Genomic DNA, 26,720 nt, shown 5'->3' with positions numbered 1-26,720 from the left:
CGCGTTGCCAATCACGCCGATTTCGCGCAACGATTTTTCGCGATGGGAACGACGCGAATGAGCGATGCCGGGGGCTGACGGATCCATCCTGATTACCGGGGCGCGGGCGCCGGTTGCGCTGCATCTCGCGCGCCTTCTCCATGGCGCGGGCCATAGGGTGATCCTGGCCGACACGCCGGCGCGGCCGATCGCGGCGGCGAGCAAAGCCTGCGCGCGTTATCATCGATTGCCGCCGCCGCGCTTCGAGCCGCGGGCCTATGCCGATGCGGTTGAGGAGCTGATCCGGGCCGAGGGCATCGGCCTCGTCGTCCCGACCTGCGAGGAGGTCTTTCACCTTGCGCTTGCCTGGCGCGGCAGGAGCATGCCGGCGCTTCTGTTCGCACCCGATATCGAGCTGCTGGCGGAGGTCCACAACAAGCACAGCTTCATCCGGCTCGCCGAACGGCTCGGGCTGGAGGTGCCGGAAACGACGCTGCTCAGCTCGCGTAGCGATAGCGAGGTTGTGCGCGGCTGCTCTCGCGAGCTGGCGTTGAAGCCGGTCTGGTCGCGCTTTGCTAGCCATGTGCTGCTGCGTCCGCCGCCTGAAGCACTCGATGCGATCGCGCCCTCGGCCACCATGCCCTGGGTGGCACAGCATTTTGTCGAAGGCGAGGAGATCAGCGCCTATGCGGTGGCGCGCCAGGGCAGGCTCAAGGCGCTCGCGCTCTACCGCTCGCTCTATCGTGCCGGAAAGGGAGCAGGCATCTTCTTCGAGCGGATCGAGGACGAGGCCGCGCGCGAGCTGGTTGAGCGGATCGTAGCCGGCACCACGTGGACCGGGCAGATTTCCTTCGACCTGATGCGCGAGCCGAGCGGCCGTGTGCTGCCGCTCGAATGCAATCCGCGCGCGGTGAGCGGCCTGCATTTCTTCCGCGATCCGGGGCGCTTCGTGGATGCCGTGCTCGGCGACGGTCAGGAAGTCACGCCCGACGTCATCGCCCCGCAAACGGTGCGGCTCGCGATGTGGATTTACGGACTGCCGGCGGCGCTGCGTTCGGGCGGGCTTGGCGAATTCCGAAAGGCGATGCGCGGGGGCAAGGAATTGCTCGATTGGCCAGCCGATTCGGCGCCCACAAGAGCGCAATGGCCGGCGCTGGCGGAGATTGCTGGGGTGGCATTGCGCGAACGCATCAGCCTGCAGGCGGCATCGACGCGCGATATCGAATGGAATGGGCCTGCTGGAAGCGCTTCAAGCCCCGAGTGAGCCCGGGCCGACAGGCTTGACTTCAAGTTGCAAACCCAGCGCCCTAGTGACGCCCAGCAGAGTGCTGAGGCGCGGGTCGCCCTTCTCGCTCAGTGCTTTGTAAAGCGCCTCGCGCGTAACGCCAGCCTCTCTCGCCACGGCCGTCATGCCTATGGAGCGCGCTACGTCGCCAAGCGCGTGCGTAATGAGCGCGGGATCACCATCCTCGAAGGCAGCTTCGATGTAGGCCAAGCGATCCTCCGGAGTTTTCAGGTGGTCGAGAATGTCGAAGCGGGTGGTTTCGAGAGGCATAGTCATATCTCCTTTGCCATCTGTTTCGCCTTGGCGATGTCGCGCCTTTGGCTGGACTTGTCGCCGCCACAGAGCAGTATGATCACGGCGTTTCCAATCTTCACAAAGTAGAGCCGGTAGCCTGGGCCATGGTCGATCCGAAGCTCGCCGATGCCATCGAAGTATTTGACATCACCGATGTTACCGATCTCGACGCGACGGATGCGGGCGACGACGCGCTGTCGAGCCGCGGTGTCGCGAAGCGCGTCCAGCCAGTTGGTGAAATCGGCGGTCTGCCGGACCTCGATCATGCGTGAACTATAATTCACGAAAGCGTTCAAATCAAGGTATGTGCACTATAATTCACAGCTCAATCTCATGCACCCTTGTCTCACTCGCAGCCGCTGGCATCTTCCCATCCATGATCGCGGCGATGTCGCGGCGCAGGAAATCGAGGGGGCCGATCACCGGCAGGGCTTGGGGCGGTAGCCGGGCATTGTCGCTGGCCGATTTCAGCACCCGGCGATCTTGGTGCAGCGCGATGTTGAAAAGCGGCTTGAAGGCCAGCGCCTTCAGCTCGCCGAGCAGGCCTTGGCGCCGTCCGATCAGCCAGCCGACGCCCTCGACGGTGCGCTCGTCGGCCTGGCGCAGATGGAAGGTGGTGGCTAAGACCAGCCCGTCCCTGCCCCAATATTCGAGCTCGGCGATGCCGGGATGGCGGAAGCGGCCGATGGTCTTCGCACGCTCGCCTTCCAAAAGCCGGCTGATCAGGCCCTGCTGACGGTCCTCGCCGGTATAGCAGGCCTCGACCCAGCCCTCGCCGCCGGTCACCTCGACCCGCACCAGATGGCGCTTCGAGGTCAGGCCGCGCAGCAGGCCTTTATGGGTGAAATGGGTATGGGTGGCATCGAGGATGTTTTCCGCCGCATCGATGACCGTCGACTGCGTCGATGAGCGCACCCGCCGCACGATGACATCCTTGCCCTGCATGCAGTGCAGGTAGGGCTCGCTCGTCGGCGAGCCGGAAGAAATGAAGACGATGCCGTCGCGCTCGATCGCGGCGTAGCGGCGGACCCGGTAATGCGGCATGGCGCCGACATGGCCGGGGATCGCGGTGCAGCGTCCCTCGCCGTCATAACGCCAGCCATGATAGGGGCATTCAATCTCCCCGCCGACGATCCTGCCGCTCGACAGCTCGACCAATCGGTGCGGGCAACGATCGAAAAGTGCCGCAATGCCTTGCGCCGAGCGGAACAGCACTACGGGCGCGCCGTCGAACAGGATGCGCTTCGGCCGCCTGCCGATGTCGGTCGACAACGCCACCGCCTGCCAATGGGCTTTCCCGCCGCGCTCGCTCACAGTTCGCACCTCCTGAGCAGGGGAATGCCGACCAGCGCCAGCACGGCCTCCATGATACGGATCGCCAAGCGCCGGCGAAGCGCAAGATGCCCGGCATAGACGGCGTTGTATTCGATCGCGGCGACCGCGCCGCGCCGGCGTTTGAAATCGGCGGCGCCCGCGCTCATGTTGAAGAACAGGCCGCGCGAAGTCGCATGGTCCTGCGCCACCGCCATCATCATGCGATAAAGCCCGTCGGCGACCGGCAGGCTGGTGTCATAGCCGACGATGGGCTGGGTCAGCGTGCCGCCGTTTTCGAACAGGCCGGTGACGGCGACCAGCTCGCCGCGCGGCCGGCGCAACCCCGCCAGGCTGATGATGCCGCGCCGATGCATTTCGGCGATGTAGCGGGCGGTGTAGTGCGGATTGAGCGGCGTGTATTTGTCGAGATAGAGCATGGTGTAGAGCTGAGCGGCGCGCGCATAATCGGCCTCGGTGAAATCTTCATTGCCCACTCGCTCGAACGGCGTTGTGCGCAGGCAGGCGCGATCGCGTTTCATGTCGCGCGTCATTGCGGGCGCGGCGCTGCGATCGGCGAAGATGTAGATCTGGCGCGCCGCCAGCATGCGAAACCCCTCGGCCTTCAAGGCGGCAATGGTCGCCGGATCGGCAATATCGTTCAACGAGCGGATGACGATGGCGCGATCGGGGAAACGCGCGGTCAGGGCCGCGCGCAGCGACGCGATCGCCGGCCGGTCGAGCAGCGGCACCGGATTGGTCGAATAGAGCCAGTTGTTGACCTGCGCCTGACGGTCGAGGCCGCTCGCCCTGACCAGCGGCGCGCAGGCTCCAATCAGGGTACTCAGCGCGCGCCGCAACAGAGGATGGGCGGCGAAGTTGCGCGTCTCGTCCATAGCGTAGTCGATATAGGCGCTGGTCGGGCAGCAGATATAGCAATTGTGCGCCTTACTCCCGTCGTTCAACGTCAGCGGAAAAACTCGCGCGGCGATTTCGAGCGTCTCGACTTTCGTGTCCAGATTGGCGATGAGATGGCGCACCGGCATCTCGTTGAAGAGCCTTACGAAAGCCTCGACCTTTGCCGGCTTGTTCTCGACCCGGTCGGCCTGCTGCACAGGCCTTTGCGACATCGCCGCGCCGCTCATCGCGCGCGCTCCAGGCGGGCTTCGACGCGACGCAGCTTGTGGCCTGTCTCCAGCGGCAGCGGCGCGCGGACGAGCGTGACGGTGGCGACCGCCTGTCGCGCATCCAGCAACGCTTGCACCGCTTGATGCGCGGCCGCCGCGGCATCATCCGCGAACGTTGGCGGAAGGCTGAGCTCGACCCTGTCCGGCCCGGTCTGGACAAGACGAAAATCGTCGATGCGGCGATCGGCCTTGAGCACAGCGTTGCGCAGCACATCCGGCGTGACGAGCACCGGGCCGTCCGGCGACATGAGCCGGAACACATCATCCATGCGGCCGACGATCTCGTCGAGGCAGCGCAGCGGCGAACCACATCGGCAAGGTGCTTCGGACAAGCGCAGCAGGTCGTTCATCCTGTAGCGCGCCATGATCTGTGTCCGGCGGCGAAAGGTTGTCACCAACGGCGTCACCAGCCCCTCGCCCGCCGGCTCGAATTCGAAGAAGACGGAGTCTTCTGCGAGATGCAGTCCGCCCTGCCGGCAGGTGACCGCGAACAAGCCTTCGGTCGCCATGTAGATCTGATCGAGCGCCAGCCGGAAGAAATCCTCTATAACCGGACGGTCAACCGGATCCAGCGTTTCAGCCGCCGAGAAGACGCGCTTCGGACGCAGACGGAAACCCTCGCTTGCGAAATGCCGCAGGATTTTCGGCGGCGCGATAATCACCGTCGGATCGAAGGCTTCGAGCGCGGAGCGCCAGCTTTCCGGGCCCGAGGTCAGATCGAAGAAGGCGAGCTTTATCAGGCGCGATTTGCGGGCGCTGTCGTAAAGCCCGGTGTTCTGCGGCAGGATGACGGCGACACGCATGCTGCGCCAGAGAAGATCGGGCGCCGCCTTGGCCAGGATCGCGCCCAGCCAGCGGTATTTTTCGGCCTCGGAAATCACGAACAGGCCGCGATTGCCCGATGTTCCGGTGCTGGCGCCGATAGTGAGCGGTCCGGCGCGGCCCTCGCCCGCCAGGACCGCCCAGGCTTGCGCGACGGTGAGACGGTGGATGTTGAAATCCTCAAAACGCGCCATCAGCAGCGCCTTTTCGGTGACCGGCAGATCGATGAGGCACGCCGGCGCCTTGCCGTAAAACGGCGCGCGCGGCAGGTCGCGCTCGAGGAAGCGCCGCAAGGCGGCCGCCTGCCAGCGCTCGAAATCCGCGCGGCTCTTCCGCGAGACCCAGCGCGTCAAGGCGAAGGAGCCTGCCGCTTCCGCCAGCCCGTTCATGCGGCCTCCGGTGCGAGGTCGTAAGATGTCGGAGCGGGATCATGGCAGAGCATCACTTCGCCGCCGGAAGCGATGAAGCGGCGCAGCATGGCGCTGGTCGGCTCGATCGCCACCGCGTCCTCGGCGATCAGAGTGGCCGGGAAACCCGGCGCGCGGTTATGGGTCAAGGCCTTGAGCAGCCATTGCACATCGACGGCGTAGAGCAGCGGCCGGTCCGGTCCGGTAAACAGCAGGCCGAAGTGGCCGTCGGCATGTCCTGGAAGATCGACCGCGATCACGCTGCCGTCGCCGAAGAGATCGGCGCCGCCGGGGATAGCGCCCTGCCGCGTTACGCGGGGCTTTGCGGAGATGCCCTCCAGCCGCGCCTCGAAATCCGGAGGGAAGAGTTCGGCGAAGACGCCATGCCGCAGATTCCGCCCCGGGCCTCGCGCCTTGACCCGAGCCCAGGCCGCATCGCTGGCGATGAAGCGCGCGTTGCGGAACAGCGACAGGCCCGAAATGTGGTCAGCATGAAAGTGGGTGGCGATGATTGTGCGGATGTCGTCGGGCGACAGGCCGAAACTCTGTAGCACCGGCAACACCTGTTCGGCAGAGTTGAGCTCGGGTTTCAGCAGCGCACCGTAGAGCCGAAGCATGCGGCTGCGCCGCGCCCCGCTCAAAGCTTCTTGCGTGTAGCCGGTGTCGATGAGCACAGGCCCGGCAGTTGGGTGAAAGAACAGCCCGTAGCGGACACGCAGCCTGACACTTTGCCAGCTGCCGCCGCGCAGGATCAATCGCTCGGCGGCGCTCACCCAGGCGCTGTTGGCGAAGACGATCCTCATGCCTGCGCATCACCGGAAAACGTGCGGTCAAGCCCTTGCTCGAACGAGATCTTCGGTGCCCAGCCAAGCATCCGCTTCGCCTTGGAAATATCGAGGCTTTGCGCATAGGCGAAGAGACCGAGCCCATAGCGGGTGACCGGCGGCTCGGGGCGGCCAGGCAACCGGTGCGCCACTGCTTCCATCAGGCCCGCCGCCAGCATCGCCGGCATGAGCGGCGTCGGCCGCCAGCGCGCCTCGAGACCGGCGCGGGCACAGGCCTCGTCGGCAATGCGGCGGACCGGCAGCACCTCGCCTCCGGAGATGTTGAAGATTTGGCACTCCGCCTCCCCGGGCGCGGTAAGCGCCGCCATGACCGCGTCGACGACGTCGTCGACATGAGTGAGGTCGATGGCCGCCCGGCCATTGCGAAACAGCGGCAGCGGCCGGCTTTTGGCCGCCTTGATCAGGCGCGGCAGCAGCGCGTGGTCGCCTTTGCCGTAGATGCCGCGCGGCCGCAGCGCCAGCGGATGGATGTCCGGCTGGCCGAGCACGATCTTTTCGGCCTCGCGCTTGGTGCGGGCATAGTGATTGACGGGCTCCGGCAAGGCCACGTCCTCGCTGAGCCCAAGCTGGTCGCGGAAGGCAAAGCAGACGGACGGGGTGGAGATGTGGACGAAGCGGCTGACGCCTTGCCGCTGCGCGAAATCGACAAGGTTGCGCGTTGCCGTGACGTTGGCCGCCTCGAAATCAGCGAGGCGTCCGAAAGGCGAAGAGAGCGCCGCGCAATGGATGATCCGTTCGACCCTGCCAAGCCTCGGATCGAGCGCGGCGTCGAGCGGCTGCGCGAGATCGTGGCGGACGATGCGATGGCCGGCGGCCTCCAGCGCGGCGCAGCACGCTTCATCGCGGCCGAGCCCGAGCGCCAGCGTGCCGGACGCAGCCAGCCGCTCTAGCACATGCGAGCCCAAGAAACCGCTGGCGCCGGTGACGAGCACGGCCATTCCTCAGACCTCCAGCGCCATGCCGCCGAAGGAGACGCCGGCCGACGTGCCGAGGATGAGCAGCTTCATGCCCGGCGCCACGCGGCCCTCGCGGCGCGCGACGTCCAGCGCGAAGGGAATGGAAGCCGCTATCTGGTTGCCGAAGCGGGCGGAGATGTCGACGAGCTTTTCCGGCGCAAAGCCGGTCTGGCGCGCCATATGGGCAAGCGCGAACGGGCTCGCCTGGTGCGGCACGACGAGATCGACATCGCCATGCCGCCAGCCGGCGCGCTCGAGCAGAGCGGCGACGAAGCCGTTGAAATGGCGCGCGGTGAGCCTGAACAATTCCTTGCCGTCCATGTGGAACAGGCTGTGCGCGGCGAACGCTTCCTGCTCCTTGCGGAAATCGAAGCGCGTGCCGCCCGAACCGATGCCGCAGGCTTCCCAGCCCGACGGATAAGTGCGCATCAGGCTGGCCGCCACCTTGCCCTCGCCTTGGCCGCCTTTGCGCAGCACGGCGGCCGCGGCGCCGTCGCCGAAGAGCGCGGCGATCTCGGGCGCATCCTGCCACGGCAAGGCGCGCGAGGCGATCTCGGAGGAAAACACCAGCGCCGTCTCGCATTGCCCGGCCTCGATCATGCGGCCCGCGGTCTCGAAGGCGGTGAGGAAGCCCAGGCATGTGCTGTTGACGTCGAAGGCGGCAGCCGAGCCGTCGGCCAGCCCAAGGCGCTGCATGACCAAGGGCGCGGTCGCCGGCAGCGGCTGATAAGGCACGCCGCAGCCGCCGATGATCAGGTCGACGGCGCCGGGATCGAGGCCGGCATCCTCAAGCGCCAGCGTCGCCGCCGCGCAAGCTAGATCGATTTGCGATTCGCCCTCGCAGACATAGCGCTCGACGACGCCGGTCGCGGTTTCGAGCGCGCCCTCGCCGAGGCCAAGCCGCTCCTCCAGCGTCCGCGTCGTGACGCGCTCAGCCGGTACCGCCCTGCCGGTTCCGACGATCCTGATCCGCATTCTCCCCCCGCCGCATGAGCTTGGCCACTATCTAACGCAAAAAGCGATCGATAGCGACGTTTCCAAGCTCATGCGGCACTGCCAGATCATCGCTTCCGAAGGAAGCCCGTCACCGCTTCCATGAACTCCGCTGGACGCTCGACATTGAGCAGGTGGACGCCGGGCAAAAGCAGGAGTTCCGCGCCGGGGATCGCCGCCGCGATCGCCTCGCTGTGGCTTGCCAGCGTCACCTTGTCGTCCTCGCCGCCGATGACCAGCGTCGGCGCGGCGATGAGGGAAATCGGGCGGCGCAGATCGGCGTCGCGGACCGCGGCGAAGCATCCCGCCAAGCCTTGCGGCGACATGGCGAGGATCGCGGCGTGGAATGGCTCGACTGTCTTGTTTTGACCGGCAAGCATGGAGGCAGGGAACCAGTTTCGCATGAACATGTCCGCCGTCGCCGACAGGTCGTCGGCCGCAAGCACGTTGCGTATCTGCTCGTCGAAATAGGATGCCGGCCCGAGATGTGGCGAGGTGTTGGAAAGGATCAGGCGCTCGATGCGCTCCGGTGCATGGATGCCCAGCCACTGGCCGACGAAACCGCCCAGCGACAGGCCGAGGAAATGCACGCGGGCAAGCCCGAGGAAATCGAGCAGTTCCAACACGTCGCGGCCGAGACGGTCGAGCGAATAGGCGCCGGCCGGCGCGTCGGAGCCGCCATGGCCGCGAAAATCATAGCGCAGCACGCGGAAGGATTTGGCGAGTTCCGGAACCTGGCCGTCCCACATGTGGAACGTCGTGGCAATGGAGTTGGAGAGCATCAGCACCGGACGGTCTTCCGGACCGTCCAACCTGTAGCCGATGCGGACGCCATCGCCCGCAGTGAAGTGCAGCGTGTCGGTCATTTTGGATCCTCATCCTTTCGGCGCTTTTGGAAGGCTTTCGATGAGGCAAAGTAGGCATCGTAACTATCGAAGAAAATTACTATGATGCGACAATCTTTGTAGGACTTTTCGACTATGGATGGCGTGAAACTTCACGATCTCAGATGTTTCGACGCGGTCGCTCGCCGAGGCAGCTTCCAGGCCGCAGCCCAGGCCTTGCACCGGACGCATCCCTCGGTGTTCGCAGCCGTCGCCCGGCTCGAAGAGCAACTTGGCCTGAGGCTGCTGGATCGCAGCGGCTACCGGGTGAGCTTGACCGACGAGGGCCGCCTGTTCCATGCGCGGGCGCAACTGACGATCCGCGAATTCGAGCATCTTCGGACCTATGCGGGCCAGCTGGCGAGCGGCGAGGAAACCATGCTGCGCCTCGTCATGGGCGACGTCTGCCCTCGGCCCAGAATACTCGGCCTGCTCAGCTGCTTCTTCGCCGAGCGGCCGCGCACGCGCCTGCATCTCGACTATGAAGCGATCGGCGGGCCGGTCGAGCGATTGATGGACAGCGAAGCGGACCTCGTCTTCCACCGCGCCAACCCGTCCGATCCGCATCTCGAGAGAATCAACCTGTGCGAAGTCGCCTTCGTGCCGGTGGTGGCGCCGGGCTTCCTGCCGTTCGACCCGAGGAATGACGTCACGCCAGAAGCGATGCGGCCCTTCACCCAATGTGTGATCCGCGACACGGCGCGGCGTCCTTCACCAGAAAACTTCTTCGTCATCGACGGCGCACACTCCTGCTCGGTGCCCGACCATATGATGAAGAAGGAGTTGATCCTGCACGGGCTTGCCTGGGGCCACCTGCCCGACTGGTTGATCGAGGACGACTTGCGCGACGGACGGCTGCTCTCGATTGCCGGCCGGCATATTCCCGGCCGCACCGAAACCGTCGCCGCGGTGCGGCGACGCGACAAGCCGCACGGACCTGTGGCCGAGGCGTTGTGGCGGCATCTTCAGGCGCAGAGTCGAGCTCAGCCCGTCGCGCACGGATAATTTGCCGTTCTTTTGTCCTAAAGATCAGTGCTAACAAGTTGGCGGACAACAGTGACTCTGGGACCTCAACCCAATGCAACGTTCGACCAGCCTCGCGTTTGTTTTGCTGCTATGCATGTGTAACTACAGCACCGCAGCGAATTTCTGAGAATTTCGGTCGAATGCCCCGCGCCAGGCGGAGGGAGTTAATGGTTCAAGGCATCTGTCAGCTAACGGGGAAGGCTGGCAAGTTCGTCGACTCTCACCTTCTACCGCGCGCGCTCACCAAGGCGGGCGGTTTGGGTACGCCGTTTATTCAGGGCGGCAAGGGACTAGCACCAACAACTAGACATAGCAGTTGGTATGACAATCGATTGGTGACGCGAGCCGGAGAAGACGTTCTTGCGAAGCTGGATGATTGGGCAATCAAAGAGCTACGCAAGGCCAAGTTGGTCTGGTCAGGTTGGGGACCAATGACCAAATTGACAGATGTTCGGGCCATTCCCGGGACCGACTGGGGTATTCGGACCATAAACGGAGTAGATTGGCGTCGATTGCGTGTCTTCATGCTCAGTCTGCTTTGGAGAGCTGGGGCAACGAAGCGCATGGAATTTGCAGAAGTCGAGATCAACGTCGAGGACCTAGATACTCTGCGGATAATGGTTTTGGAGGGAAACCCCGATCCGATCGACTTCTACCAGACACAGTTCATTCAGTTGTCAACGATGGGCATGGAGCACAATCACACGCCCATAGCGATGACTAAAGTTATTCCCGGAGCGGCGGACGGTCCCGACTATGAGGTTCCGCATTTCCGTTTTTACCTCGATGGACTCATTATACATTTCGACCGGCGACCTATCGAAGAAATCCGTAAGCGCGAGCTCGGTGAAATCGTATTGGGCCATAGTGACAACTTGACTGTCGCCACAGTGATCTATGAGGATTCTTTCCAACGCAAGAATCTTGAATTTATACAAGCCGAAGCCGACGCTTGGATGAGCGGCCAGAGGCGCCGAAAGAAATAGACTTGAGGATCCGCTGATCGCCGTTTAGGCCTTGCGCTCCCACCGCCGGTCGGCGGTCTGCTGCCAGTAGGTCACGGCGTGACCGGCTTCCTTCATCGTCTTCCAGTGGCCGCGGGCGGCTTCGAGCTGTGCCGCGTCATGGCCGTCGAACAGGAAGACGGCGCGCTCGTAGCCGGACAAGTTGGGCGGCGTCGCGCCGTCGACCAGGAAACGGATCTGAGCGGCATTCTGGTTGCCCTCGCCCGTGGTGAGCAGGATCGGCTGCTCGGCCGGATAGGCTTCGCGGTCGGTGGCATGCGCCAGGAAGGAATCGTCGCGAAAAATCCACAGATGCTGGTCGAGCGCGTCGCGGCGATCTTCCGTGCCGGTCTGCACCACCGCGCGCCAGCCGCGCTCGACGCTACGCTCGAGCAGGCCCGGCAGCGCCTCCTCGAGCGTCGATTCGGTCAAATGGTAGAACAGGATGTCGGTCATCCCGGAAACCTAACCCTCATAGTGGTCGCGGACCAGCCTATCGAGCAGCCTCACACCGAAACCCGAGCCCCAGGACTGGTTGATCTCGCTCGACGGCGCGCCCATCGCGGTGCCGGCGATGTCGAGATGCGCCCAGGGCGTGTCCTTGACGAAGCGCTGCAGGAACTGCGCGGCGATGATGGCGCCGCCATAGCGGCCGCCGATGTTCTTCATGTCGGCGTTCTTGGAATCGATCAGCTTGTCGTATTCAGGCCCGAGCGGCATGCGCCACAGCCGCTCCTGCGAGGCCTGGCCGGCGCCGAAAAGCCGGCCGGCAAGCTCGTCATTATTGGAGAAAAGGCCGGCATAATGCTGGCCGAGCGCCACCATGACGGCGCCGGTAAGCGTCGCCAGGTTGATCATGAATTTCGGCTTGAAACGGTCGTTGGCGTACCAGAGCGCATCGGCCAGAACGAGGCGGCCTTCCGCATCGGTGTTGAGCACCTCGATCGTCTGGCCCGACATAGAGGTGACGATGTCGCCGGGACGCTGGGCATGGCCGTCGACGGCGTTCTCGACCAGGCCGATGACGCCGACCACATTGGCCTTCGCCTTGCGAGCGGCGAGCGCACGCATAAGACCGGTGACGGCGGCGGCACCACCCATGTCGCCCTTCATGTCCTCCATGCCCGAGGCCGGCTTCATCGAATTGCCGCCGGTGTCGAAGGTGACACCCTTGCCGATGAAAGCGAGCGGCGCGTCCTTGGCCTTGCCGCCGTTCCAGCGCATCACCGCCAGGCGCGCGCCGCGCGGCGAGCCTTGCGCGACGCCGAGCAGCGAGCCCATGCCGAGCTTCTTCATCTCCTTTTCGGCGAGGATCTCGACCTCGACGCCGAGCTGCTCCAGCGCCTTGACGCGCTCGGCGAATTCGACGGGCCCAAGCGCATTGGCCGGCTCGTTGACCAGATCGCGCGCAAGCAGCACGCCGTCGACCACCGCTTCCTCGCCGGCGAAAGCCTTTTTCGCGGCAGCGGGATCGGCGCAGTGAACGGTTACCCTGGCGGGCTTGCCCGACTTCGTGTCGGATTGGGCGTCTTCCTTGTCTTTCCTGGTCTTGTATTTGTCGAAGGAATAGCTGCGCAGCAGGATGCCGGCGGCGAGGCTCGCCGCCTGGCGACCGTCGGGCTGCAGCTCCGGCAGATCGAGGATGACGGCCACCTCGGTCGCCTTGCGCAGCGAAGCGGCAACGGCGCCACCGAGCTTCAGCCAGGCATAGTCGTCGAGGCTCGAGACCTTGCCGGCGCCGACCGCCACCAGCCGGTCGACCGGCGTTCCTTCCGGCGCCAGCACCTCGGCCGAGCTTGCGAATTTGCCGGAGAAATCGGCGACCGGAAAGGCGCGAGCCAATGCACCAGCCGGATCGCAGGCCTTCGCCGCCTCGCCGAGCCCGCCATCGGCCGCGAAGACGAAGACGCTGCCCTTTTTGGGCGCGGCGAATTTGGCGAAGGAAATGGATGGTCTCGACGTCATCAGGTCCTGCTTTCGGGGATGGCCGTAGGGTGCCGGCAAAGGTAATTTTCAACGGGCGAGAGGTTTGGCAAGAGTGCGCGACATTTGGTCGTTTTCCGCCATTTGGCAAGACTTTGGCCGAAATCGCGGTCTATATCGGTGCCACCATAGACAAAGGATTCGCCTCGGTACGGCCTTAGCTTGCTGCCGCAACCTGCTGTTAACCATCGATGTTTTGCATTTCTTATTCATTGGCGCGGAGACTCCGCCACGCCGGGGCACGTGGCGTGGGGCGACAAACCGGAGCGAGCCGCCCATGACGCAGTTGTGCGGGCGCCGCCGGATCACTACCTTGTCGGCGGGCATGATGCCGTTCGGCAAAATCGAGAAAAGCCTTCATGAAGGTCGTTGAACGCTACATCATGCGCCGCGCGCTGACGATGTTCCTCGCGGCGCTGGTCTGGACGCTGGCGATCGTGTGGACCACGCAGGTGCTGGCCAAGATCGACCTCGTCACCGACAATGGCCAGTCGGCGCTGACTTTCTTCGAAGTCGCGGCACTCATCATCCCCTCGATCATCCCGATCGTGGTGCCGTTCGCCCTGGTGGTGGCGGTGGCGCAGACGCTGAGCGCCATGAACACTGATTCGGAGCTGGCCGTGCTCGGCGCCGCCGGCGCCTCACGCTGGACGATCGCGCGGCCGATCCTGCTGCTCGCGATAGCGGCTTGCGCGTTTTCCTTCATCGTCGACAACGCCATCGATCCCTATGCCAGGCAGAAGAACCGCCAGCTGGTGGCAGCATCGCGCGCCGACCTTCTGTCGCTGATCATCCAGGAAGGCACGTTCCGCAAGATCGACGAAGGCCTGTTCCTGCAGGTTGGCGAGCGGCTTCCCGGCAACCGGCTCGGCGGCATCTTCGTGGCCGATTCACGCGAGGAAGGCGCCAGCCTGACCTACTACGCCAAGACCGGCAGCATCGTCGAAAAGGGCGACGAGAAGGTGCTGATGATGAATGACGGCGTCATCAACCGCAAATCGGTGACCGGCGACCTCTCCGTCATCCGCTTCACCTCGTATGCCTTCGACATGTCGGCGTTTATGTCGGCGGCGAACGACATCACGCTTTTGCCCAAGGACCGCACGACGCAATATCTGCTCAGCCCGGATCCCAACGACAAGATGTTCCAGCGCGAACCGGGCAGCTACCGGGCGGAGCTCAACCAGCGTCTCGCCGAATGGTCCTATTCGCTGGTGTTCGCGCTGATCGCGCTTGCCGTTGCGGGTGACGCGCGCTCGCACCGGGAGGCGCGCATCAATCCGCTGATCACGGCAATCGCGATAGCACTTTTCGTGCGGTGGCTGGGCTTCTTCGCCGCAGGCAAGGCCGACAGGGTCTGGTACTATGTCTACCTGCTCTACGCCATACCGCTCATCGCCTCCGCGGTTTCGATCTGGTTCATCGTATCGTCGCGCACCATGGAATTGCCGGTCAGCTGGGCGGACTGGCTGACGGGCCTCGCCAAGCGTGCCGGCGACAACTGGACAGCATTCAAGCTCTGGCTCGTCCGGCGCACTTCCGGCCAGGGAGCCTGACCATGGGCTGGACGCTGAGCCGTTATTTCTTCTTCCGTTACGTCTCGATCACCTTCTGGTTCTTCCTCGGCCTGCTGGCGCTGGTGTTCCTGATCGACTTTACCGAGCTTTCCGGCCGCACGACCGGGCTGCCCGGCTTCACCTACGGCACAGCCTTCGCCATTTCGGCGCTCAGGATGCCGATGATCATGCTGCAGACGGTGCCGTTCGTCGGACTGTTCTCGGCAATGGCAACTCTGGTGTCGCTCAACCGCCGTTACGAGCTGGTGATCGCCCGCTCGGCCGGCGTCTCGGCCTGGCAGTTCCTGTTTCCGTGCTGCGTCGGCGCGCTGATGTTCGGCGTGCTGTCGGTCGCCGTGATCAATCCGATCGCAGCGCATGGCTTTTCCTGGTCCGAGCAGATGGAGAACGACCTCAGGGCCGGCAAGTCGAATGCCGTCACGACCAACGTCACGCCGTGGCTCAGGCAGAAGACCGAATCGGGCGACACCATCATCGGCGCCCGCGCCATCCTCAATCAGGGGCTGGAGATGGCGGACGCGGTGTTTTTCATCCTCGACCCGCAGGGCAACATCGCCGAACGCAAGGATGCAGCCAAGGCCTTCCTGCGCGACGGCTATTGGGACTTGCAGGACGTAAAGGTCTTCAAGGCGGGCAATATCCAGGCGCTGGCGTCCGACAGGGTGCCGACCAATCTCAAGCCGGAATTCGTGCAGGAGCGCCTGGCGCGCCCGGAAACCATCCCCTTCTACGAGCTGCCGCGCAAGATCGAGGTTGCCCGGTCCTTCGGACTCAAGGCGAATGCCTTCGCCATGCAGTTTGATTCGCTGGTAGCCTTGCCGTTCCTTCTCGTCGCCATGACGCTGATTGCTGCAACGGTTTCAATGCGATTTGCGCGAATGGGACAGTCGGCAACGATGATTCTGGGTGGCGTCGTGGCCGGCTTTCTGCTTTATGTCGTTTCGGTACTGGTCAAGGCATTCGGTGTAGCCGGATTCGTGCCTACTGTGGTGGCTGCATGGGTTCCGGTTGTCGTGGCTATGTTCTTTGGGGTGACGTTTCTGCTATACAAGGAAGACGGCTAGTGAGGGAGGCGGTTTTGCGCAGCCATAGGCAGGCCGGTTTGGCACGCCTCTATGGGGCGACTGCCTTGGCGTGTCTGTTCGCTTGCGCGGTGCCGACGGCAGCCGCGCTGGCGCAGCAGATCACTGCCAAGTCCGTCCCTTCCGGCACCCAGATGCTGCTGGCCGCCGACACGCTTGTCTACGACAACGACAAGCACACGGTGACGGCCGTCGGCGGCGTGCAGATCGACTATGGCGGCAACAAGCTGGTCGCCCAGCGCGTGGTGTATAACCGCGACACCAAGCGCCTTGTCGCCAGCGGCGCCGTCGAACTGATCAACAGCGACGGCACCAAGGTCAATTCCGACCATATCGACATCACCGACGACTTTGCCGACGGCTTTGTGAACGCGCTGCGCGTCGAGACGATAGACAAAGCCTATTTCGCCGCCGAGAGCGCGGAGCGCATGGGCGGCGTGCTCACCACCTTCCACAACGGCGTCTACACCGCCTGCGAGCCTTGCGAAGACAAGCCGGACAAAGCGCCGACCTGGCGCATCAAGGCGCGAAAGATCATCTGGAACGGCGAGAAGAAGACGGTCCGCTTCGAAAACTCGAATTTCGAATTCTTCGGCTTCCCGCTCGCCTATCTGCCGGCCTTCGAGATCGCCGACCCGACGGTGAAGCACAAGAGCGGCTTCCTGATCCCCGGCATCGTCTACAACAACCATCTCGGCGTCGGCATCAAAGTCCCTTATTATTTCGCCCTGTCTCCGACCTATGACCTGACCGTCACCGGCAGTGGCTATACCAAGCAGGGTTTCCTCGGCGAGGCCGAGTGGCGCCAGCGCTTCAACAACGGCCAGTACACGCTGAAGATTGCCGGCATCAATCAGCAGGATCCCGGCGCATTTGTCGATTCCGCCGGCCATAATGTGAATTCGGGGCCTGCCAACGATCCGAACAAGTTCCGCGGCATGATGGGCACCAAGGGCCAGTTCGCCATCAACGAGCGCTGGGATTTCGGCTGGGACGTGCTGCTCCAGACCGACAAGGAATTCTCGCGCACCTACAACATCGAAGGCTACAGCGACCTCGTCCACCAGTCGTCGATCTATCTGACAGGCTTGAGCGACCGCAATTATTTCGATGTCCGCGCCATGCGCTTCGAGGTGCAGGAAGACACGCTCTCCAGCGATCCGACGGCGCGCTCGGCCAAGCAGCCCTGGGTGCTGCCGTCGCTCGATTACGCCTATATCCCCGACACGTCGGTGGCCGGCGGCCAGTTGTCATTCAACGTCAATACACGCGTGATCAGCCGCAACCGGCTGGACGAAACACTTGACGGAGGCTCGGTTCTACGCGTTCCGGGTATAGAGGGCCAATCAAGCCGGCTGTCGGCGGAAGCCGAATGGAAGCGTACCTTCACTACCGACGACGGCCTGCAGGTGACGCCATTGCTGGCGTTCCGTGGCGACGCCGGCTATGTCAATGCGAATTCGGCTTCGCTTGACGCAATTACGTCGATGGCTAACAATCCCGTGGTGGGCACACCCGGCGATGATATGCGTTCCTCGCTTGCCCGCTACATGGCCACTCTCGGCCTCGAGGCGCGTTGGCCGCTCCTGTTCTCGATGGCGAACTCCAGCCATGTCCTGGAGCCGACGGCGCAGGTCTTCGTGCGCCCGAACGAGCAATATGTCGGCGGGCTGGCCGTCCCGAACGAAGACGCGCAGAGCTTCGTCTTCGACGCCACCACGCTGTTCGAACGTGACAAATTCTCGGGCTATGACCGCATAGAAGGCGGCACGCGCGCCAATGTCGGCTTCCGGTATTCAGGCGCCTATGACAATGGCTGGGCCACGAACGCAATTTTCGGCCAGTCATACCAGCTCGCGGGCGAAAACTCCTTTGCCGCGCCCGACCTCGTCAATGTCGGGGCCGAGTCCGGCCTGGACAAGCAGACCTCGGATTATGTCGGCCTTGTCGGCTTCAACAGCCCGAGCGGCTTCTCCGGTTCGCTGAGCGGGCGTTTCGACGAGCAGACATTCGAGGTGAGGCGCGCCGAAGTGAAGGCCGCCTATTCCAGCCTGCCGATATCGCTCAGCGCCAAATATGCCTTCATCGAGGCGCAGCCGCTCTACGGCTTCACCACCGACCGCCACGAGCTCACGCTCGGCGCTTCGACCCATCTGGCGCAGAACTGGCGGCTGTTCGGCACCGGCACCTACGACATCGAGACAAATGTGCTGGTCAAGGACGGCGTCGGCTTCGCCTACAACGATAGCTGCTTCACTTACATCATGACGTATTCGCAGACGCGCGACACCGTCACCAAGGAAGTGTCGCAGAACATCGGTTTCAACCTGTCGTTCCGCACGCTCGGCGATTTCGGTTCGTCAACAAGCGCGGTCGATACCATCCAGTGATCAAGCGGCGGGCGCGCGGTCTCCGAGCCGTGCGCCGGCTGGGGCGCTGATGGGCTTTGGTCTTGATTTGGAGCGTGTTCCTTCGAAAATGGGCGCGTTTCCCAAGGCCATGCGTCGGCGACATCGTTTCGCCGCATAAGATGGGCATGGGGTCGACTGCATCCGCAAGCGTTCGGAGGACGCGCGGCGCCGCGATGGCGGGAAACTCGGGATGGGGAAAAATTAGGAAGGTAAGATGAGGAAATACCTGTTTTCAGCGGGATTCGCGCTTCTGGTGGCGGCCTCGATTTCGGTCACGGCTGTCGTGCGGCCTGCTTTCGCCGCTGAGATCAAGTATGTCGTCAACAACATGCCGATCACCACCGGCGACATCGCGCACCGCGCCGCCTTCTTCAAGCTGCAGCACAAGAAGGGTGATGCCGCGCAGGAGATGATCGACCAGACGCTGCGCCTGGCCGAGGCCAAGCGGCTCGGCATCCACATCACCGACCAGCAGGTCGACGCCGCCTACCAGCGCTTTGCCTCGGGCAACAAGATGCCGCTGGCGAAACTCGACGCGATCATGGCGCAGTCGGGCGTCACCAAGGAACATTTCAAGGAATTCATCCGTGCCCAGATGGCCTGGAACCAGGCGCTCAGCGCGCGCTACCGCTCCGGCGAAGGCGGCTCGGTGACCGAGCAGGACGCCGTGCGGCGCATGCTGGACAAGGGCGGCGCCAAGCCGACCGCGACGGAATACATGCTGCAACAGGTGATCTTCGTGGTTCCGGCATCGGAGCGCGCCGGCACGCTCGCCAAGCGCAAGCGCGAGGCCGACGCCATGCGCGCCCGCTTCAGCAGCTGCAGCACCACGCGGGAATTCGCCAAGGGCCTGATCGACGTCACCGTGCGCGACCTCGGCCGCGTGCTGGCGCCGCAATTGCCGTCCGACTGGGCCGAGCAGATCAAGGCGACCAAGGTCGGCGCCGCGACGCCGACGCGCGAGACCGAGCGCGGCGTCGAGTTCATCGGCATCTGCTCCTCGCGCGAGGTTTCCGACGACAAGGCCGCACAGATGGTGTTCCAGGCGGAAGGCAGCAACGACAAGGACGCCGACGAGCTCAGCAAGAAATATGTCGCCGAGCTGCGCCAGAAGGCCAAGATCGTCGAACGCTAGAGCCGGATGATTTCAGGTCGAGTCGACCTGAAATCTGAATCCGGCTCTAAATCAAAGAGATAGGGCATGATGTCGTCCGAAGACCGCTGCACACTTTTCGGCATCATGCTCTGAGCGACAAGCGTGCGATGCCGCAGCCAGCCGACCGCATGAGCACGCAGAAGACCCACGCGCCGCTGGCGCTCAGTGTCGGCGATCCGTCGGGCATCGGGCCTGAGATCGCCATCGCCGCCTGGCAAGCTGGCGACAGCGCCGGTGTGCCGCCCTTCTATCTGCTTGCCGACCCCGCTTTGATCGAAGCCCGCGCCCGCCTGGTCGGCGCGAATGTGACGATCGCCGAGACCTTGCCCGGACAGGCGGCGCACCACTTTGCCCGGGCTCTGCCTGTCGTTCCGCTCGATGCGCGTCATTTCGACAGCCCGGGACAGCCGAACCCGGCCAACGCCGCCGGCACCATCGAGGCCATCGACCGCGCCGTCGCCGACTGTCTCGCCGGCCACGCCGCGGCGATAGTCACCTGCCCGATCTCCAAGAAGCCGCTTTATGATGCCGGATTTGGCTTTCCCGGCCACACCGAATATCTGGCACACCTGGCTTCGCGCCACACCGGCAGGGATGTGACGCCGGTGATGTTGCTGGCGGGACCCGATCTGCGCACCGTTCCGGTGACCATCCACATCGCTTTGGCCGAAGTGCCGAAGCTGCTCACGACGGAGCTGATCGTCGCGACCGCGCGCATCACCGCCGCCGATCTCGAGAGCCGCTTCGGCATTGCGCGGCCGAAGCTTGCGATCGCCGGACTCAACCCTCATGCCGGCGAAGGCGGCGCCATGGGCCTGGAGGATGCTGCGATCGTGACCCCGGCCGTCGAGATGCTCAAAGCGGAAGGGATCGACGCGATCGGACCGCTGCCGGCCGACACGATGTTTCATCCGCGCGCGCGCGCTTCCTATGACGCGGCGCTCTGCATGTATCACGACCAGGCGCTGATCCCGGCCAAGACCTTAGCCTTCGACGAGGCGGTGAACGTGACGCTGGGCCTGCCCTTTATCCGAACCTCGCCCGATCACGGCACCGCTTTCGACATTGCCGGCAAGGGTATCGCGCGCGCCGACAGCCTGATCGCCGCGCTAAGGCTGGCGCGCCGGCTGGCCGACAGCGGACGGCAGGCCACCGCCGCGTGAGGATCCATTGAGCGGGCGCACCACAATCGACGGGTTGCCGCCGTTGCGCGAGGTGATCGAGCGGCATGGCCTGCAGGCCAAGAAGGCGCTCGGGCAGAATTTTCTGCTCGACCTCAACCTGACAAGCAAGATCGCGCGCGCCGCCGGCGATCTCGGCGAGGCGACGGTGATCGAGGTCGGCCCAGGCCCGGGCGGATTGACGCGGGCGCTTCTCTTCAACGGTGCGCGGCGCGTGATCGCCATCGAGCGCGACGAGCGCTGCCTTGAAGCGCTGGCCGAGGTCTCCAGCCATTATCCCGGTCGCCTGGAGGTCATTCCCGGCGATGCGTTGAAGACGGATTTTGCCGCGCTTGCCGGCGGGGCGAACGGCGGGCCGGTGAAGATCGTTGCCAACCTGCCCTACAATATCGGCACCGAGCTTCTGATCCGCTGGCTGACGGTGGCCGATTGGCCGCCCTTCTACCAATCGATGACGCTGATGTTCCAGCGCGAGGTGGCGGAGCGCATCACCGCGGTCCCGGACAGCGACGGCTATGGCCGGCTCGGCATCCTAGCCGGCTGGCGCACCGAGGCGAAGATCGCCTTCGACGTGCCGCCGCAGGCATTCACGCCGCCGCCGAAGGTCACCTCATCGGTGGTGCATCTGGTGCCGCGCTTATCTCCCCTGCCCGTGGACGCCAGAAAGCTGGGCCGCGTCACCGAGGCCGCCTTCGGCCAGCGCCGCAAGATGCTCAGGCAAAGCGTGAAGAGCCTTGGCGGCGAGGCGTTGCTGACGCGGGCCGGCATCGACCCGACGCGGCGGGCGGAGACGCTCAGCGTGGAAGAGTTTGTCAGGCTGACCAACGCGGTTTGACCGCCAGCGTCACTGGAATCCAGACCCCGGCGCCATAGATAGTCAGGCGAAACCAGCCGGAGCCTGCAATGCCTGCCTATGTCATTTCCGATGTCACTATCCGCGACAGGGAGGCGTTCGAAACCTACCGAACTCGCGCCGCGGCCTCCATCGCCGCGCATGGCGGACGCTATCTCGTTCGTGGCGGCGAGGTGGAGACACTGGAGGGGAGTTGGAAACCCGGGCCGCTCATCGTCGTCGAGTTTCCCGACATCGAGACCGCGCGGCGCTGGTATCGCTCGGGCAATTACGCGGCCGCACTTGAGGTTCGCGACGCTGCGCTTAGCCGCAACCTCATTCTGGTCGACGGGATCAGTTCGTGACGCGGCGAATTGCCCGAAAACGGCCGCGCACGATCAAGCTGAGGCGCTTTTTGCCGAGAAACGGGCGGCAACGGGTCGCAAATAGAGGTTTGGTTCACTTTTGCTTTTTGTACCGCCGCAGGCCGGCGCTGCCCCTCATCCGACCCTTCGGGCCACCTTCCCCCGTAAGCGGCGAGAAGGAAGAGTCACCCCGTCTTCTCGTCCAGCAAGCCCGAAATGAAGTCGAACAGCCCCGGCCGCCTGTCTCGGCGAAGCCGCTCCGCCGTGACGATGGCGCGGACCTCGGCGAAGGCGCGGTCGAGATCGTCGTTGACGATGACGAAGTCGTATTCCTTCCAATGCTCGATCTCGAGGCGGGCGTTCTTCAGCCTGGTCTCGATGACCGATTCCTGGTCCTCGGCGCGGCGCTTCAGGCGCGCCTTCAATTCCTTCATCGACGGCGGCAGGATGAAGATCGAGACGATGTCGGCGCGCATCTTCTCCTTGAGCTGCTGGGCGCCCTGCCAGTCGATATCGAACAGCATGTCGCGGCCTTCGGCCAGCGCGATTTCGGCCGGCTCGCGCGGCGTCGCATAGCAATTACCGTGCACTTCGGCCCATTCGAGCAGCGCATCGGAATCGCGCAGCCGCTCGAACTCGCGCATGGTGCGGAAGTGATAGTGGACGCCCTCGATCTCCGAACCGCGGCGCGGCCTTGTCGTGACGGAGACCGAAAGCTCGAGACTTCCATCGCTTTCGAGAAGATTGCGCGCGATGGTCGACTTGCCGGCGCCCGACGGCGACGACAGCACCAGCATCAATCCGCGGCGGCGGATGCGGGACCCCAGATCCCTGGCGGCCGTCGGCTCCTTGGCAACCATCCCGTCACTCCAGATTCTGGACCTGCTCGCGAAACTGGTCGACCACCGCCTTGAGCTCCAGCCCGATCGCGGTAACCGCGGCAGCGTTCGACTTGGAGCATAAGGTATTCGATTCGCGATTGAATTCCTGTGCCAGAAAATCGAGCTTGCGGCCAACGGCGGCGCCGCTTTTAAGCAGCGCGCGCGCCGAAGCGACATGCGTCTTCAGCCTGTCGATCTCTTCGCGGATGTCGGCCTTGCTGGCGAGGAAGGCCGCTTCTTGATGCAGCCGGATGGCGTCGAGATTGGCCGAAGCATCCGTCAAGAGGCGCACCTGCTCGGCGATACGCTCGCGGATTGCCGCGGGCTCGCGCGACGGGTCGGCCTCGGCCTTCAGCGTCAGCGCCTCGATGATGTCGACATGGCCGGCAAGAAGCGCGCCCAGCGCCGCGCCCTCGCTGCGGCGCGCCTGCTCCAGCCCGGCGAGCGCCATCTCGAGCGCAGACAGGATCGCGGCGTCGAGAGCGGCCCGCTCCTCCTCCGTCTCCACGGCTTCGGGAATGTCGAGCACACCGCGCAGGGAGAGCAGGCCGTCGGCGGTGGCGGGCTCGGTGCCGAACTGCTCCTGCAAACGCCTGGCCAGCCCTGCCAGGTCCTTGAGGAACGCCTCGTTGACCACCGGCTGGATTTGCCTTGCGGCGGCGCGGCCGACGGTCAACGTCGCCTGGAAATTGCCGCGCGCGAAACGCTTCTGAACGGTCTGCCGGACGGCCGTCTCCAGCCGGTCGAAACCCTGCGGCAATCTCAGCCTCACCTCGGCGCTCTTGCCGTTCACCGATTTCACCTCCCAGGCTATCGAGGTGCCCTCGCTGTCAGCGGCGCACCGCGCAAAACCGGTCATGCTTTGCAGGCTCATTGCCCTGTCGTCCCCCTGTCGCAGCCAAGGCATGCGTTGCCCAGCGCTGCGCGCCCAAAAATCGCCGGATGATCGGCCGGCGTCCCCTCAAAACATGAATATGGCCTCGCGTCAAAGGACGCGTTCTTCTGCGTGGTGCATGTCGTTTCCCAAAACCGCTGGCGCACTTTTGGGCGACATGCAGTGAGTTTCGATGCATGTCGTTTTCCCAAAACCGCTGTGCGCTTTTGGGCGACATGCATTGCGCCTATTGCGCGTCGTCGCCGCCGGCGTCGCCATTCTCGCCATTGGCCCCGGCGTCGCTGCTGTCGGCGTTGCCATCGGGGGCTGCCGGCGCCGTCGTCTGGCCCGAGGCCTTGGCGGCGGCATCAGCCTGCTTCTTCTGCAGCGCCCGGTAACGGGCGACGTTCTGGTTGTGCTCTTCCAGCGTTGCCGCGAAGACATGGCCGCCATTGCCGTCGGCGACGAAATAGAGGTCGTCGGTCTTGGACGGATTGGCGACCGCTTCAAGCGCCGCGCGGCCCGGATTGGCGATCGGCGTCGGCGGCAGGCCCTTGATCATGTAGGTGTTGTAGGGCGTCTGCTTGTCGAGGTCGGACTGGTAGATCGGCCGGTCCGCCGGCTTTCCCTTGCCGCCGAACAGGCCGTAGATGATGGTCGGGTCGGATTGCAGCCGCATGCCCTTGGCCAGGCGGTTGAGGAACACCGCGGCGACGCGGGAGCGCTCGTCGCTTCTGCCCGTTTCCTTCTCGACGATCGAGGCGAGCGTGACGAAGTCGTCGATGTTGGCGATCGGCAGGTCGGCCGCGCGATGCGACCAGACATCCTCGACCAGCTTCTTCTGGTCGGCGACCAGCTTGTCGACCATTTGCTGCCTGGTGGCGCCGCGGGTGAAGCGCAGCGTGTCGGTGGCGATAGTACCTTCCGGCGGCAAGGTCGGCGGCATATCGCCGGTGAGCGCCTCCTGATCGGCGACGCGCTGCAGCGCCTGCTCGACCGTCAGCCCTTCGGGAATGGTAAGCGAGTACATCACCGACTTGCCGCTCTTGAAGAGCTCCATGATGTCGCGCATCGAGGCGCGCGGCTTGATGGCGTATTCGCCGGCCTTGAGCGCCGATTCATTACCCGTGGCGCGCACGCCGAGCCGGAAGATGCGGGCATCGCTGATCAGGCTGCGGCGTTCCAGCTGGTCCGCAATCTCCTGCACGCCGGTGTTCGGCTTGATCATGAAGGTGTCGCCATTGGCGGACGGGCCGGGCTCGACGAAAGCCTGCATGCCGAAATAGAGCGCCGCACCCGAGGCGATGACCGCAAGGATAACCATGGAGAGGAAGAAGTTCAGGAACACGACGAACTGGCTGCGCGAAGCGCGCGAGCGCTTCGACGGCGGCGGCGTGCCGGCTTCCGGGCGCAACGCCTCGGCCGCGGTCTTCGGCATGATCGGCACCTTTGTGCCCTGCCGTGCGAAATCCCCGTCGCCGCCCGGATTTGTGCTCCCAGGATTTGTGCTCATGGCGCGCCCTACCGTCTGATCTTGCAACGAATCCCCTAGCTACAAACTAGGGGAGAATTTGGCAAAAATGACGGCAGGTGGCGGGACTGCCGGCTGGTTGTCTTTTTCTGAGCAATCCCGGGGCGGAAAGCGTTGAGCACTCTTTCCGGGATTGCTCCCGTTGGCCTTTCAGCCATTGTAGCGCTGGAACACGAGCGAGGCGTTGGTGCCGCCGAAGCCGAAGGAATTCGACAGCGCGACATCGATCTGACGCTGGCGCGGCTTGTTCGGCACGAGATCGATCGCCGTCTCGCGTTCCGGATTGTCGAGATTGATGGTTGGCGGCGCGACGTTGTCGCGGATGGCGAGGATCGAGAAAATCGCTTCCGCGGCACCCGCGGCGCCCAGCAGATGGCCGATCGACGACTTGGTCGACGACATCGAGATCTTCGAAGCGGCATTGCCGACCAGCCGCTCGACGGCGCCGAGCTCGATCGTGTCGGCCATGGTCGAGGTGCCGTGCGCGTTGATGTAGTCGACGTCGGCCGGCGAGAGTTTCGCCCGGTTCAGCGCCGCCATCATGCAGCGGAAGGCGCCATCGCCATCTTCGGCCGGCGCGGTGATATGGTGGGCATCGCCGGTCAGGCCATAGCCGGTGACCTCGGCATAAATCTTGGCGCCGCGGGCCTTGGCGTGCTCCAGCTCTTCCAGGACGACGACGCCCGCGCCCTCGCCCATGACGAAGCCGTCGCGGTCGCGATCATAAGGACGCGACGCTGTTTCGGGGCTGTCATTGCGCTCGGTGGACAGCGCCCGGCAGGCCGCGAAGCCGGCAATCGACAGCCGGGTGACCGGCGCCTCGGCGCCGCCGGCCAGCATCACATCGGCATCGCCCCACATGATCAGCCGGGCGGCGTCGCCAATGGCGTGCGCGCCGGTCGAGCAGGCAGTGACCACCGCATGGTTCGGGCCTTTCAGGCCGTGGCGGATGGAAACCTGGCCAGAAACCAGATTGATGATCTGTCCGGGGATGAAGAAGGGGCTGATGCGGCGCGGGCCGCGTTCCTTCAGGATCATCGCGTTCTCGGCGATGCCGTCGATGCCGCCGATGCCGGAGCCGATCAGAACGCCGGTGGCGCACTGGTCCTCATGTGTCTCAGGCTTCCAGCCGGAATCGGCCAGCGCCTCGTCGGCGGCCGCGATGCCGTAGAGAATGAACTCGCCGATCTTGCGCAGTTCCTTCGGCTCGAGCACAGCCTCCGGATTGAAGGTGCCGTTCGAGCCGTCGCCGCGCGGAATGATGTGGGCGATCTTGCAGGCAAGATCGTCCACCTCGAATTCGGTGACACGCCGGCAGGCGCTGCGGCCGGAGAGCAATTCCCGCCAGCTATGCTCGACGCCCATGCCGAACGGCGAAAGCAGGCCAAGGCCCGTGACGACGACACGCCTCATCGCAGGTCCTCCCCGGTTATGCCTGCGAAAGAACTCAGGCCGAGGCCTTGTCGATATACTTGACGGCGTCGCCGACGGTGAGGATGGTCTCGGCCGCATCGTCCGGAATCTCGACGCCGAACTCTTCTTCGAACGCCATGACGAGTTCAACCGTGTCGAGGCTGTCCGCGCCCAGATCGTCGATGAAGCTCGCCTGCTCCGTCACCTTGTCGGCATCGACGCCGAGATGCTCGATGACGATCTTCTTGACGCGCTCTGCGGTGTCACTCATTTGGGGCAATCCTCGTCTTAGGTTGTCTATCTTCGTTAGCGGGCGGAATGCCGCTAATCAAGCTGAAAGATGGTCTTGCGGGCAACGCAACGCCACAGGACCGGTTTTTGCCCGAACCGCCGGGTTGCGGGCCGCATTACACGAAAAATGACGGGCGTCCAAGCCGAAAT

The 26,720-nt window shown here is 64.3% G+C and carries 26 protein-coding genes; 10 read left to right on the top strand and 16 right to left on the bottom strand.

All coding sequences use genetic code 11. The features are described 5' to 3' along the window. The first annotated feature begins 64 nt into the window (after positions 1-64). Positions 65-1,243 carry a hypothetical protein gene (locus tag LB538_RS16185; protein ID WP_224524964.1) on the top strand — a complete coding sequence of 393 codons (1,179 nt, stop codon included), beginning with the start codon at positions 65-67 and terminating at the stop codon, positions 1,241-1,243. Here the strand turns inward: LB538_RS16185 and LB538_RS16180 are convergent. The 9 genes from LB538_RS16180 to LB538_RS16140 all read right to left on the bottom strand — a co-directional run bounded on the left by LB538_RS16180 (position 1,229) and on the right by LB538_RS16140 (position 8,945). Beyond that, positions 1,229-1,534, bottom strand: coding sequence for an addiction module antidote protein (locus LB538_RS16180; protein ID WP_095767030.1), 306 nt, complete (start codon positions 1,532-1,534; stop codon positions 1,229-1,231). The genes LB538_RS16185 and LB538_RS16180 overlap by 15 nt on opposite strands. Before the next feature lie 2 nt (positions 1,535-1,536). Further along, the gene (locus LB538_RS16175) at positions 1,537-1,824 is read right to left on the bottom strand and encodes a type II toxin-antitoxin system RelE/ParE family toxin (protein WP_095767029.1); all 288 of its coding nucleotides are present in this window, start codon (positions 1,822-1,824) and stop codon (positions 1,537-1,539) included. Between the two features lie 52 nt (positions 1,825-1,876). Next, a complete protein-coding gene (locus tag LB538_RS16170; RefSeq protein WP_224524966.1) occupies positions 1,877-2,872 on the bottom strand; it encodes a Rieske 2Fe-2S domain-containing protein in 996 nt (331 codons plus the stop codon). Continuing rightward, complete coding sequence (locus LB538_RS16165; RefSeq protein ID WP_224524969.1) at positions 2,869-4,014, bottom strand: GNAT family N-acetyltransferase; 1,146 nt, start codon at positions 4,012-4,014, stop codon at positions 2,869-2,871. Before LB538_RS16165 ends, LB538_RS16170 begins: the two co-directional genes overlap by 4 nt. Then, positions 4,011-5,267: a F390 synthetase-related protein gene (locus tag LB538_RS16160; RefSeq protein WP_224524972.1), complete on the bottom strand. Its 1,257-nt coding sequence runs from the start codon at positions 5,265-5,267 to the stop codon at positions 4,011-4,013. Before LB538_RS16160 ends, LB538_RS16165 begins: the two co-directional genes overlap by 4 nt. After that, a complete protein-coding gene (locus LB538_RS16155) occupies positions 5,264-6,088 on the bottom strand; it encodes an MBL fold metallo-hydrolase (RefSeq protein WP_224524975.1) in 825 nt (274 codons plus the stop codon). Before LB538_RS16155 ends, LB538_RS16160 begins: the two co-directional genes overlap by 4 nt. Next, complete coding sequence (locus LB538_RS16150; protein WP_224524977.1) at positions 6,085-7,068, bottom strand: NAD-dependent epimerase/dehydratase family protein; 984 nt, start codon at positions 7,066-7,068, stop codon at positions 6,085-6,087. Before LB538_RS16150 ends, LB538_RS16155 begins: the two co-directional genes overlap by 4 nt. A gap of 3 nt (positions 7,069-7,071) precedes the next feature. Next, positions 7,072-8,061 (bottom strand): 3-oxoacyl-ACP synthase III family protein, encoded by a 990-nt coding sequence (locus tag LB538_RS16145; protein WP_140842337.1) that lies wholly within the window; start codon positions 8,059-8,061, stop codon positions 7,072-7,074. A gap of 86 nt (positions 8,062-8,147) precedes the next feature. Beyond that, positions 8,148-8,945 (bottom strand): alpha/beta fold hydrolase, encoded by a 798-nt coding sequence (locus tag LB538_RS16140; RefSeq protein ID WP_224524979.1) that lies wholly within the window; start codon positions 8,943-8,945, stop codon positions 8,148-8,150. A 114-nt stretch (positions 8,946-9,059) separates the two neighbouring features. Here LB538_RS16140 and LB538_RS16135 point away from each other — a divergent pair, with 114 nt between their 5' ends. Together LB538_RS16135 and LB538_RS16130 are read left to right on the top strand one after the other, a co-directional pair. Beyond that, complete coding sequence (locus LB538_RS16135; protein ID WP_224524981.1) at positions 9,060-9,968, top strand: LysR family transcriptional regulator; 909 nt, start codon at positions 9,060-9,062, stop codon at positions 9,966-9,968. Positions 9,969-10,156: 188 nt separating this feature from the next. Beyond that, positions 10,157-10,975, top strand: coding sequence for a hypothetical protein (locus LB538_RS16130; protein WP_224524983.1), 819 nt, complete (start codon positions 10,157-10,159; stop codon positions 10,973-10,975). A 24-nt stretch (positions 10,976-10,999) separates the two neighbouring features. Here the strand turns inward: LB538_RS16130 and LB538_RS16125 are convergent, their stop codons facing one another. After that, positions 11,000-11,449 carry a DNA polymerase III subunit chi gene (locus LB538_RS16125; RefSeq protein ID WP_224524984.1) on the bottom strand — a complete coding sequence of 150 codons (450 nt, stop codon included), beginning with the start codon at positions 11,447-11,449 and terminating at the stop codon, positions 11,000-11,002. Between the two features lie 9 nt (positions 11,450-11,458). Then, entirely contained in the window at positions 11,459-12,958 is a 1,500-nt protein-coding gene (locus LB538_RS16120; RefSeq protein ID WP_224524986.1) for a leucyl aminopeptidase, read from the bottom strand. A gap of 377 nt (positions 12,959-13,335) precedes the next feature. Between LB538_RS16120 and lptF the strand changes: the two genes are divergently transcribed. The 7 genes from lptF (at position 13,336) to LB538_RS16085 (ending at position 21,580) form a co-directional block, all read left to right on the top strand. Further along, positions 13,336-14,532, top strand: a complete 1,197-nt coding sequence (gene lptF / locus LB538_RS16115; RefSeq protein WP_224524989.1) for an LPS export ABC transporter permease LptF — start codon at positions 13,336-13,338, stop codon at positions 14,530-14,532. 2 nt (positions 14,533-14,534) lie between these two features. After that, positions 14,535-15,617 carry an LPS export ABC transporter permease LptG gene (gene lptG / locus LB538_RS16110; protein ID WP_224524991.1) on the top strand — a complete coding sequence of 361 codons (1,083 nt, stop codon included), beginning with the start codon at positions 14,535-14,537 and terminating at the stop codon, positions 15,615-15,617. Continuing rightward, positions 15,617-18,025, top strand: a complete 2,409-nt coding sequence (locus tag LB538_RS16105) for an LPS-assembly protein LptD (protein WP_224524996.1) — start codon at positions 15,617-15,619, stop codon at positions 18,023-18,025. The genes lptG and LB538_RS16105 overlap by 1 nt, the downstream gene beginning before the upstream one ends. A gap of 235 nt (positions 18,026-18,260) precedes the next feature. Further along, positions 18,261-19,181, top strand: coding sequence for a SurA N-terminal domain-containing protein (locus LB538_RS16100; protein ID WP_224524998.1), 921 nt, complete (start codon positions 18,261-18,263; stop codon positions 19,179-19,181). 128 nt (positions 19,182-19,309) lie between these two features. Beyond that, positions 19,310-20,365 (top strand): 4-hydroxythreonine-4-phosphate dehydrogenase PdxA, encoded by a 1,056-nt coding sequence (pdxA, locus tag LB538_RS16095; protein ID WP_224525000.1) that lies wholly within the window; start codon positions 19,310-19,312, stop codon positions 20,363-20,365. A gap of 7 nt (positions 20,366-20,372) precedes the next feature. Further along, a complete protein-coding gene (gene rsmA / locus LB538_RS16090) occupies positions 20,373-21,218 on the top strand; it encodes a 16S rRNA (adenine(1518)-N(6)/adenine(1519)-N(6))-dimethyltransferase RsmA (protein WP_140842357.1) in 846 nt (281 codons plus the stop codon). Between the two features lie 68 nt (positions 21,219-21,286). Beyond that, positions 21,287-21,580, top strand: coding sequence for a DUF1330 domain-containing protein (locus LB538_RS16085; protein ID WP_224525004.1), 294 nt, complete (start codon positions 21,287-21,289; stop codon positions 21,578-21,580). 185 nt (positions 21,581-21,765) lie between these two features. Here the strand turns inward: LB538_RS16085 and gmk are convergent, their stop codons facing one another. From gmk to LB538_RS16060, 5 genes are all read right to left on the bottom strand, one after another. Continuing rightward, on the bottom strand, positions 21,766-22,440 hold the full coding sequence (gene gmk, locus LB538_RS16080; protein WP_095767013.1) for a guanylate kinase: 675 nt from the start codon (positions 22,438-22,440) through the stop codon (positions 21,766-21,768). Between the two features lie 4 nt (positions 22,441-22,444). Beyond that, complete coding sequence (locus LB538_RS16075; RefSeq protein ID WP_140842361.1) at positions 22,445-23,335, bottom strand: YicC/YloC family endoribonuclease; 891 nt, start codon at positions 23,333-23,335, stop codon at positions 22,445-22,447. A gap of 247 nt (positions 23,336-23,582) precedes the next feature. After that, complete coding sequence (mltG, locus tag LB538_RS16070) at positions 23,583-24,773, bottom strand: endolytic transglycosylase MltG (protein ID WP_224525007.1); 1,191 nt, start codon at positions 24,771-24,773, stop codon at positions 23,583-23,585. 243 nt (positions 24,774-25,016) lie between these two features. Continuing rightward, complete coding sequence (gene fabF, locus LB538_RS16065; protein ID WP_224525009.1) at positions 25,017-26,279, bottom strand: beta-ketoacyl-ACP synthase II; 1,263 nt, start codon at positions 26,277-26,279, stop codon at positions 25,017-25,019. 34 nt (positions 26,280-26,313) lie between these two features. After that, a complete protein-coding gene (locus LB538_RS16060; RefSeq protein ID WP_006203723.1) occupies positions 26,314-26,550 on the bottom strand; it encodes an acyl carrier protein in 237 nt (78 codons plus the stop codon). Positions 26,551-26,720: the final 170 nt, after the last annotated feature.

The sequence above is a fragment of the Mesorhizobium sp. Ca11 genome, assembly GCF_020165275.1.
Taxonomy (GTDB): Bacteria; Pseudomonadota; Alphaproteobacteria; order Rhizobiales; family Rhizobiaceae; genus Mesorhizobium.
The sequence above is the reverse complement of the archived record's forward strand: the minus strand, read 5'-3'. Positions and strand labels throughout refer to the sequence as shown.

Bases quoted from the DNA above. Each gene is read 5' to 3' on its own strand.
- fabF (WP_224525009.1), bottom strand. From the start codon at position 26,279: ATGAGGCGTGTCGTCGTCACGGGCCTTGGCCTGCTTTCGCCGTTCGGC.
- LB538_RS16145 (WP_140842337.1), bottom strand. From the start codon at position 8,061: ATGCGGATCAGGATCGTCGGAACCGGCAGGGCGGTACCGGCTGAGCGC.
- LB538_RS16060 (WP_006203723.1), bottom strand. From the start codon at position 26,550: ATGAGTGACACCGCAGAGCGCGTCAAGAAGATCGTCATCGAGCATCTC.
- LB538_RS16150 (WP_224524977.1), bottom strand. From the start codon at position 7,068: ATGGCCGTGCTCGTCACCGGCGCCAGCGGTTTCTTGGGCTCGCATGTG.
- LB538_RS16160 (WP_224524972.1), bottom strand. From the start codon at position 5,267: ATGAACGGGCTGGCGGAAGCGGCAGGCTCCTTCGCCTTGACGCGCTGG.
- LB538_RS16155 (WP_224524975.1), bottom strand. From the start codon at position 6,088: ATGAGGATCGTCTTCGCCAACAGCGCCTGGGTGAGCGCCGCCGAGCGA.
- LB538_RS16185 (WP_224524964.1), top strand. From the start codon at position 65: ATGCCGGGGGCTGACGGATCCATCCTGATTACCGGGGCGCGGGCGCCG.
- LB538_RS16180 (WP_095767030.1), bottom strand. From the start codon at position 1,534: ATGCCTCTCGAAACCACCCGCTTCGACATTCTCGACCACCTGAAAACT.
- LB538_RS16130 (WP_224524983.1), top strand. From the start codon at position 10,157: ATGGTTCAAGGCATCTGTCAGCTAACGGGGAAGGCTGGCAAGTTCGTC.
- LB538_RS16085 (WP_224525004.1), top strand. From the start codon at position 21,287: ATGCCTGCCTATGTCATTTCCGATGTCACTATCCGCGACAGGGAGGCG.
- LB538_RS16125 (WP_224524984.1), bottom strand. From the start codon at position 11,449: ATGACCGACATCCTGTTCTACCATTTGACCGAATCGACGCTCGAGGAG.
- LB538_RS16140 (WP_224524979.1), bottom strand. From the start codon at position 8,945: ATGACCGACACGCTGCACTTCACTGCGGGCGATGGCGTCCGCATCGGC.
- LB538_RS16075 (WP_140842361.1), bottom strand. From the start codon at position 23,335: ATGAGCCTGCAAAGCATGACCGGTTTTGCGCGGTGCGCCGCTGACAGC.
- mltG (WP_224525007.1), bottom strand. From the start codon at position 24,773: ATGCCGAAGACCGCGGCCGAGGCGTTGCGCCCGGAAGCCGGCACGCCG.
- LB538_RS16120 (WP_224524986.1), bottom strand. From the start codon at position 12,958: ATGACGTCGAGACCATCCATTTCCTTCGCCAAATTCGCCGCGCCCAAA.
- pdxA (WP_224525000.1), top strand. From the start codon at position 19,310: ATGCCGCAGCCAGCCGACCGCATGAGCACGCAGAAGACCCACGCGCCG.
- lptF (WP_224524989.1), top strand. From the start codon at position 13,336: ATGAAGGTCGTTGAACGCTACATCATGCGCCGCGCGCTGACGATGTTC.
- gmk (WP_095767013.1), bottom strand. From the start codon at position 22,440: ATGGTTGCCAAGGAGCCGACGGCCGCCAGGGATCTGGGGTCCCGCATC.
- lptG (WP_224524991.1), top strand. From the start codon at position 14,535: ATGGGCTGGACGCTGAGCCGTTATTTCTTCTTCCGTTACGTCTCGATC.
- LB538_RS16175 (WP_095767029.1), bottom strand. From the start codon at position 1,824: ATGATCGAGGTCCGGCAGACCGCCGATTTCACCAACTGGCTGGACGCG.
- LB538_RS16100 (WP_224524998.1), top strand. From the start codon at position 18,261: ATGAGGAAATACCTGTTTTCAGCGGGATTCGCGCTTCTGGTGGCGGCC.
- LB538_RS16165 (WP_224524969.1), bottom strand. From the start codon at position 4,014: ATGAGCGGCGCGGCGATGTCGCAAAGGCCTGTGCAGCAGGCCGACCGG.
- LB538_RS16135 (WP_224524981.1), top strand. From the start codon at position 9,060: ATGGATGGCGTGAAACTTCACGATCTCAGATGTTTCGACGCGGTCGCT.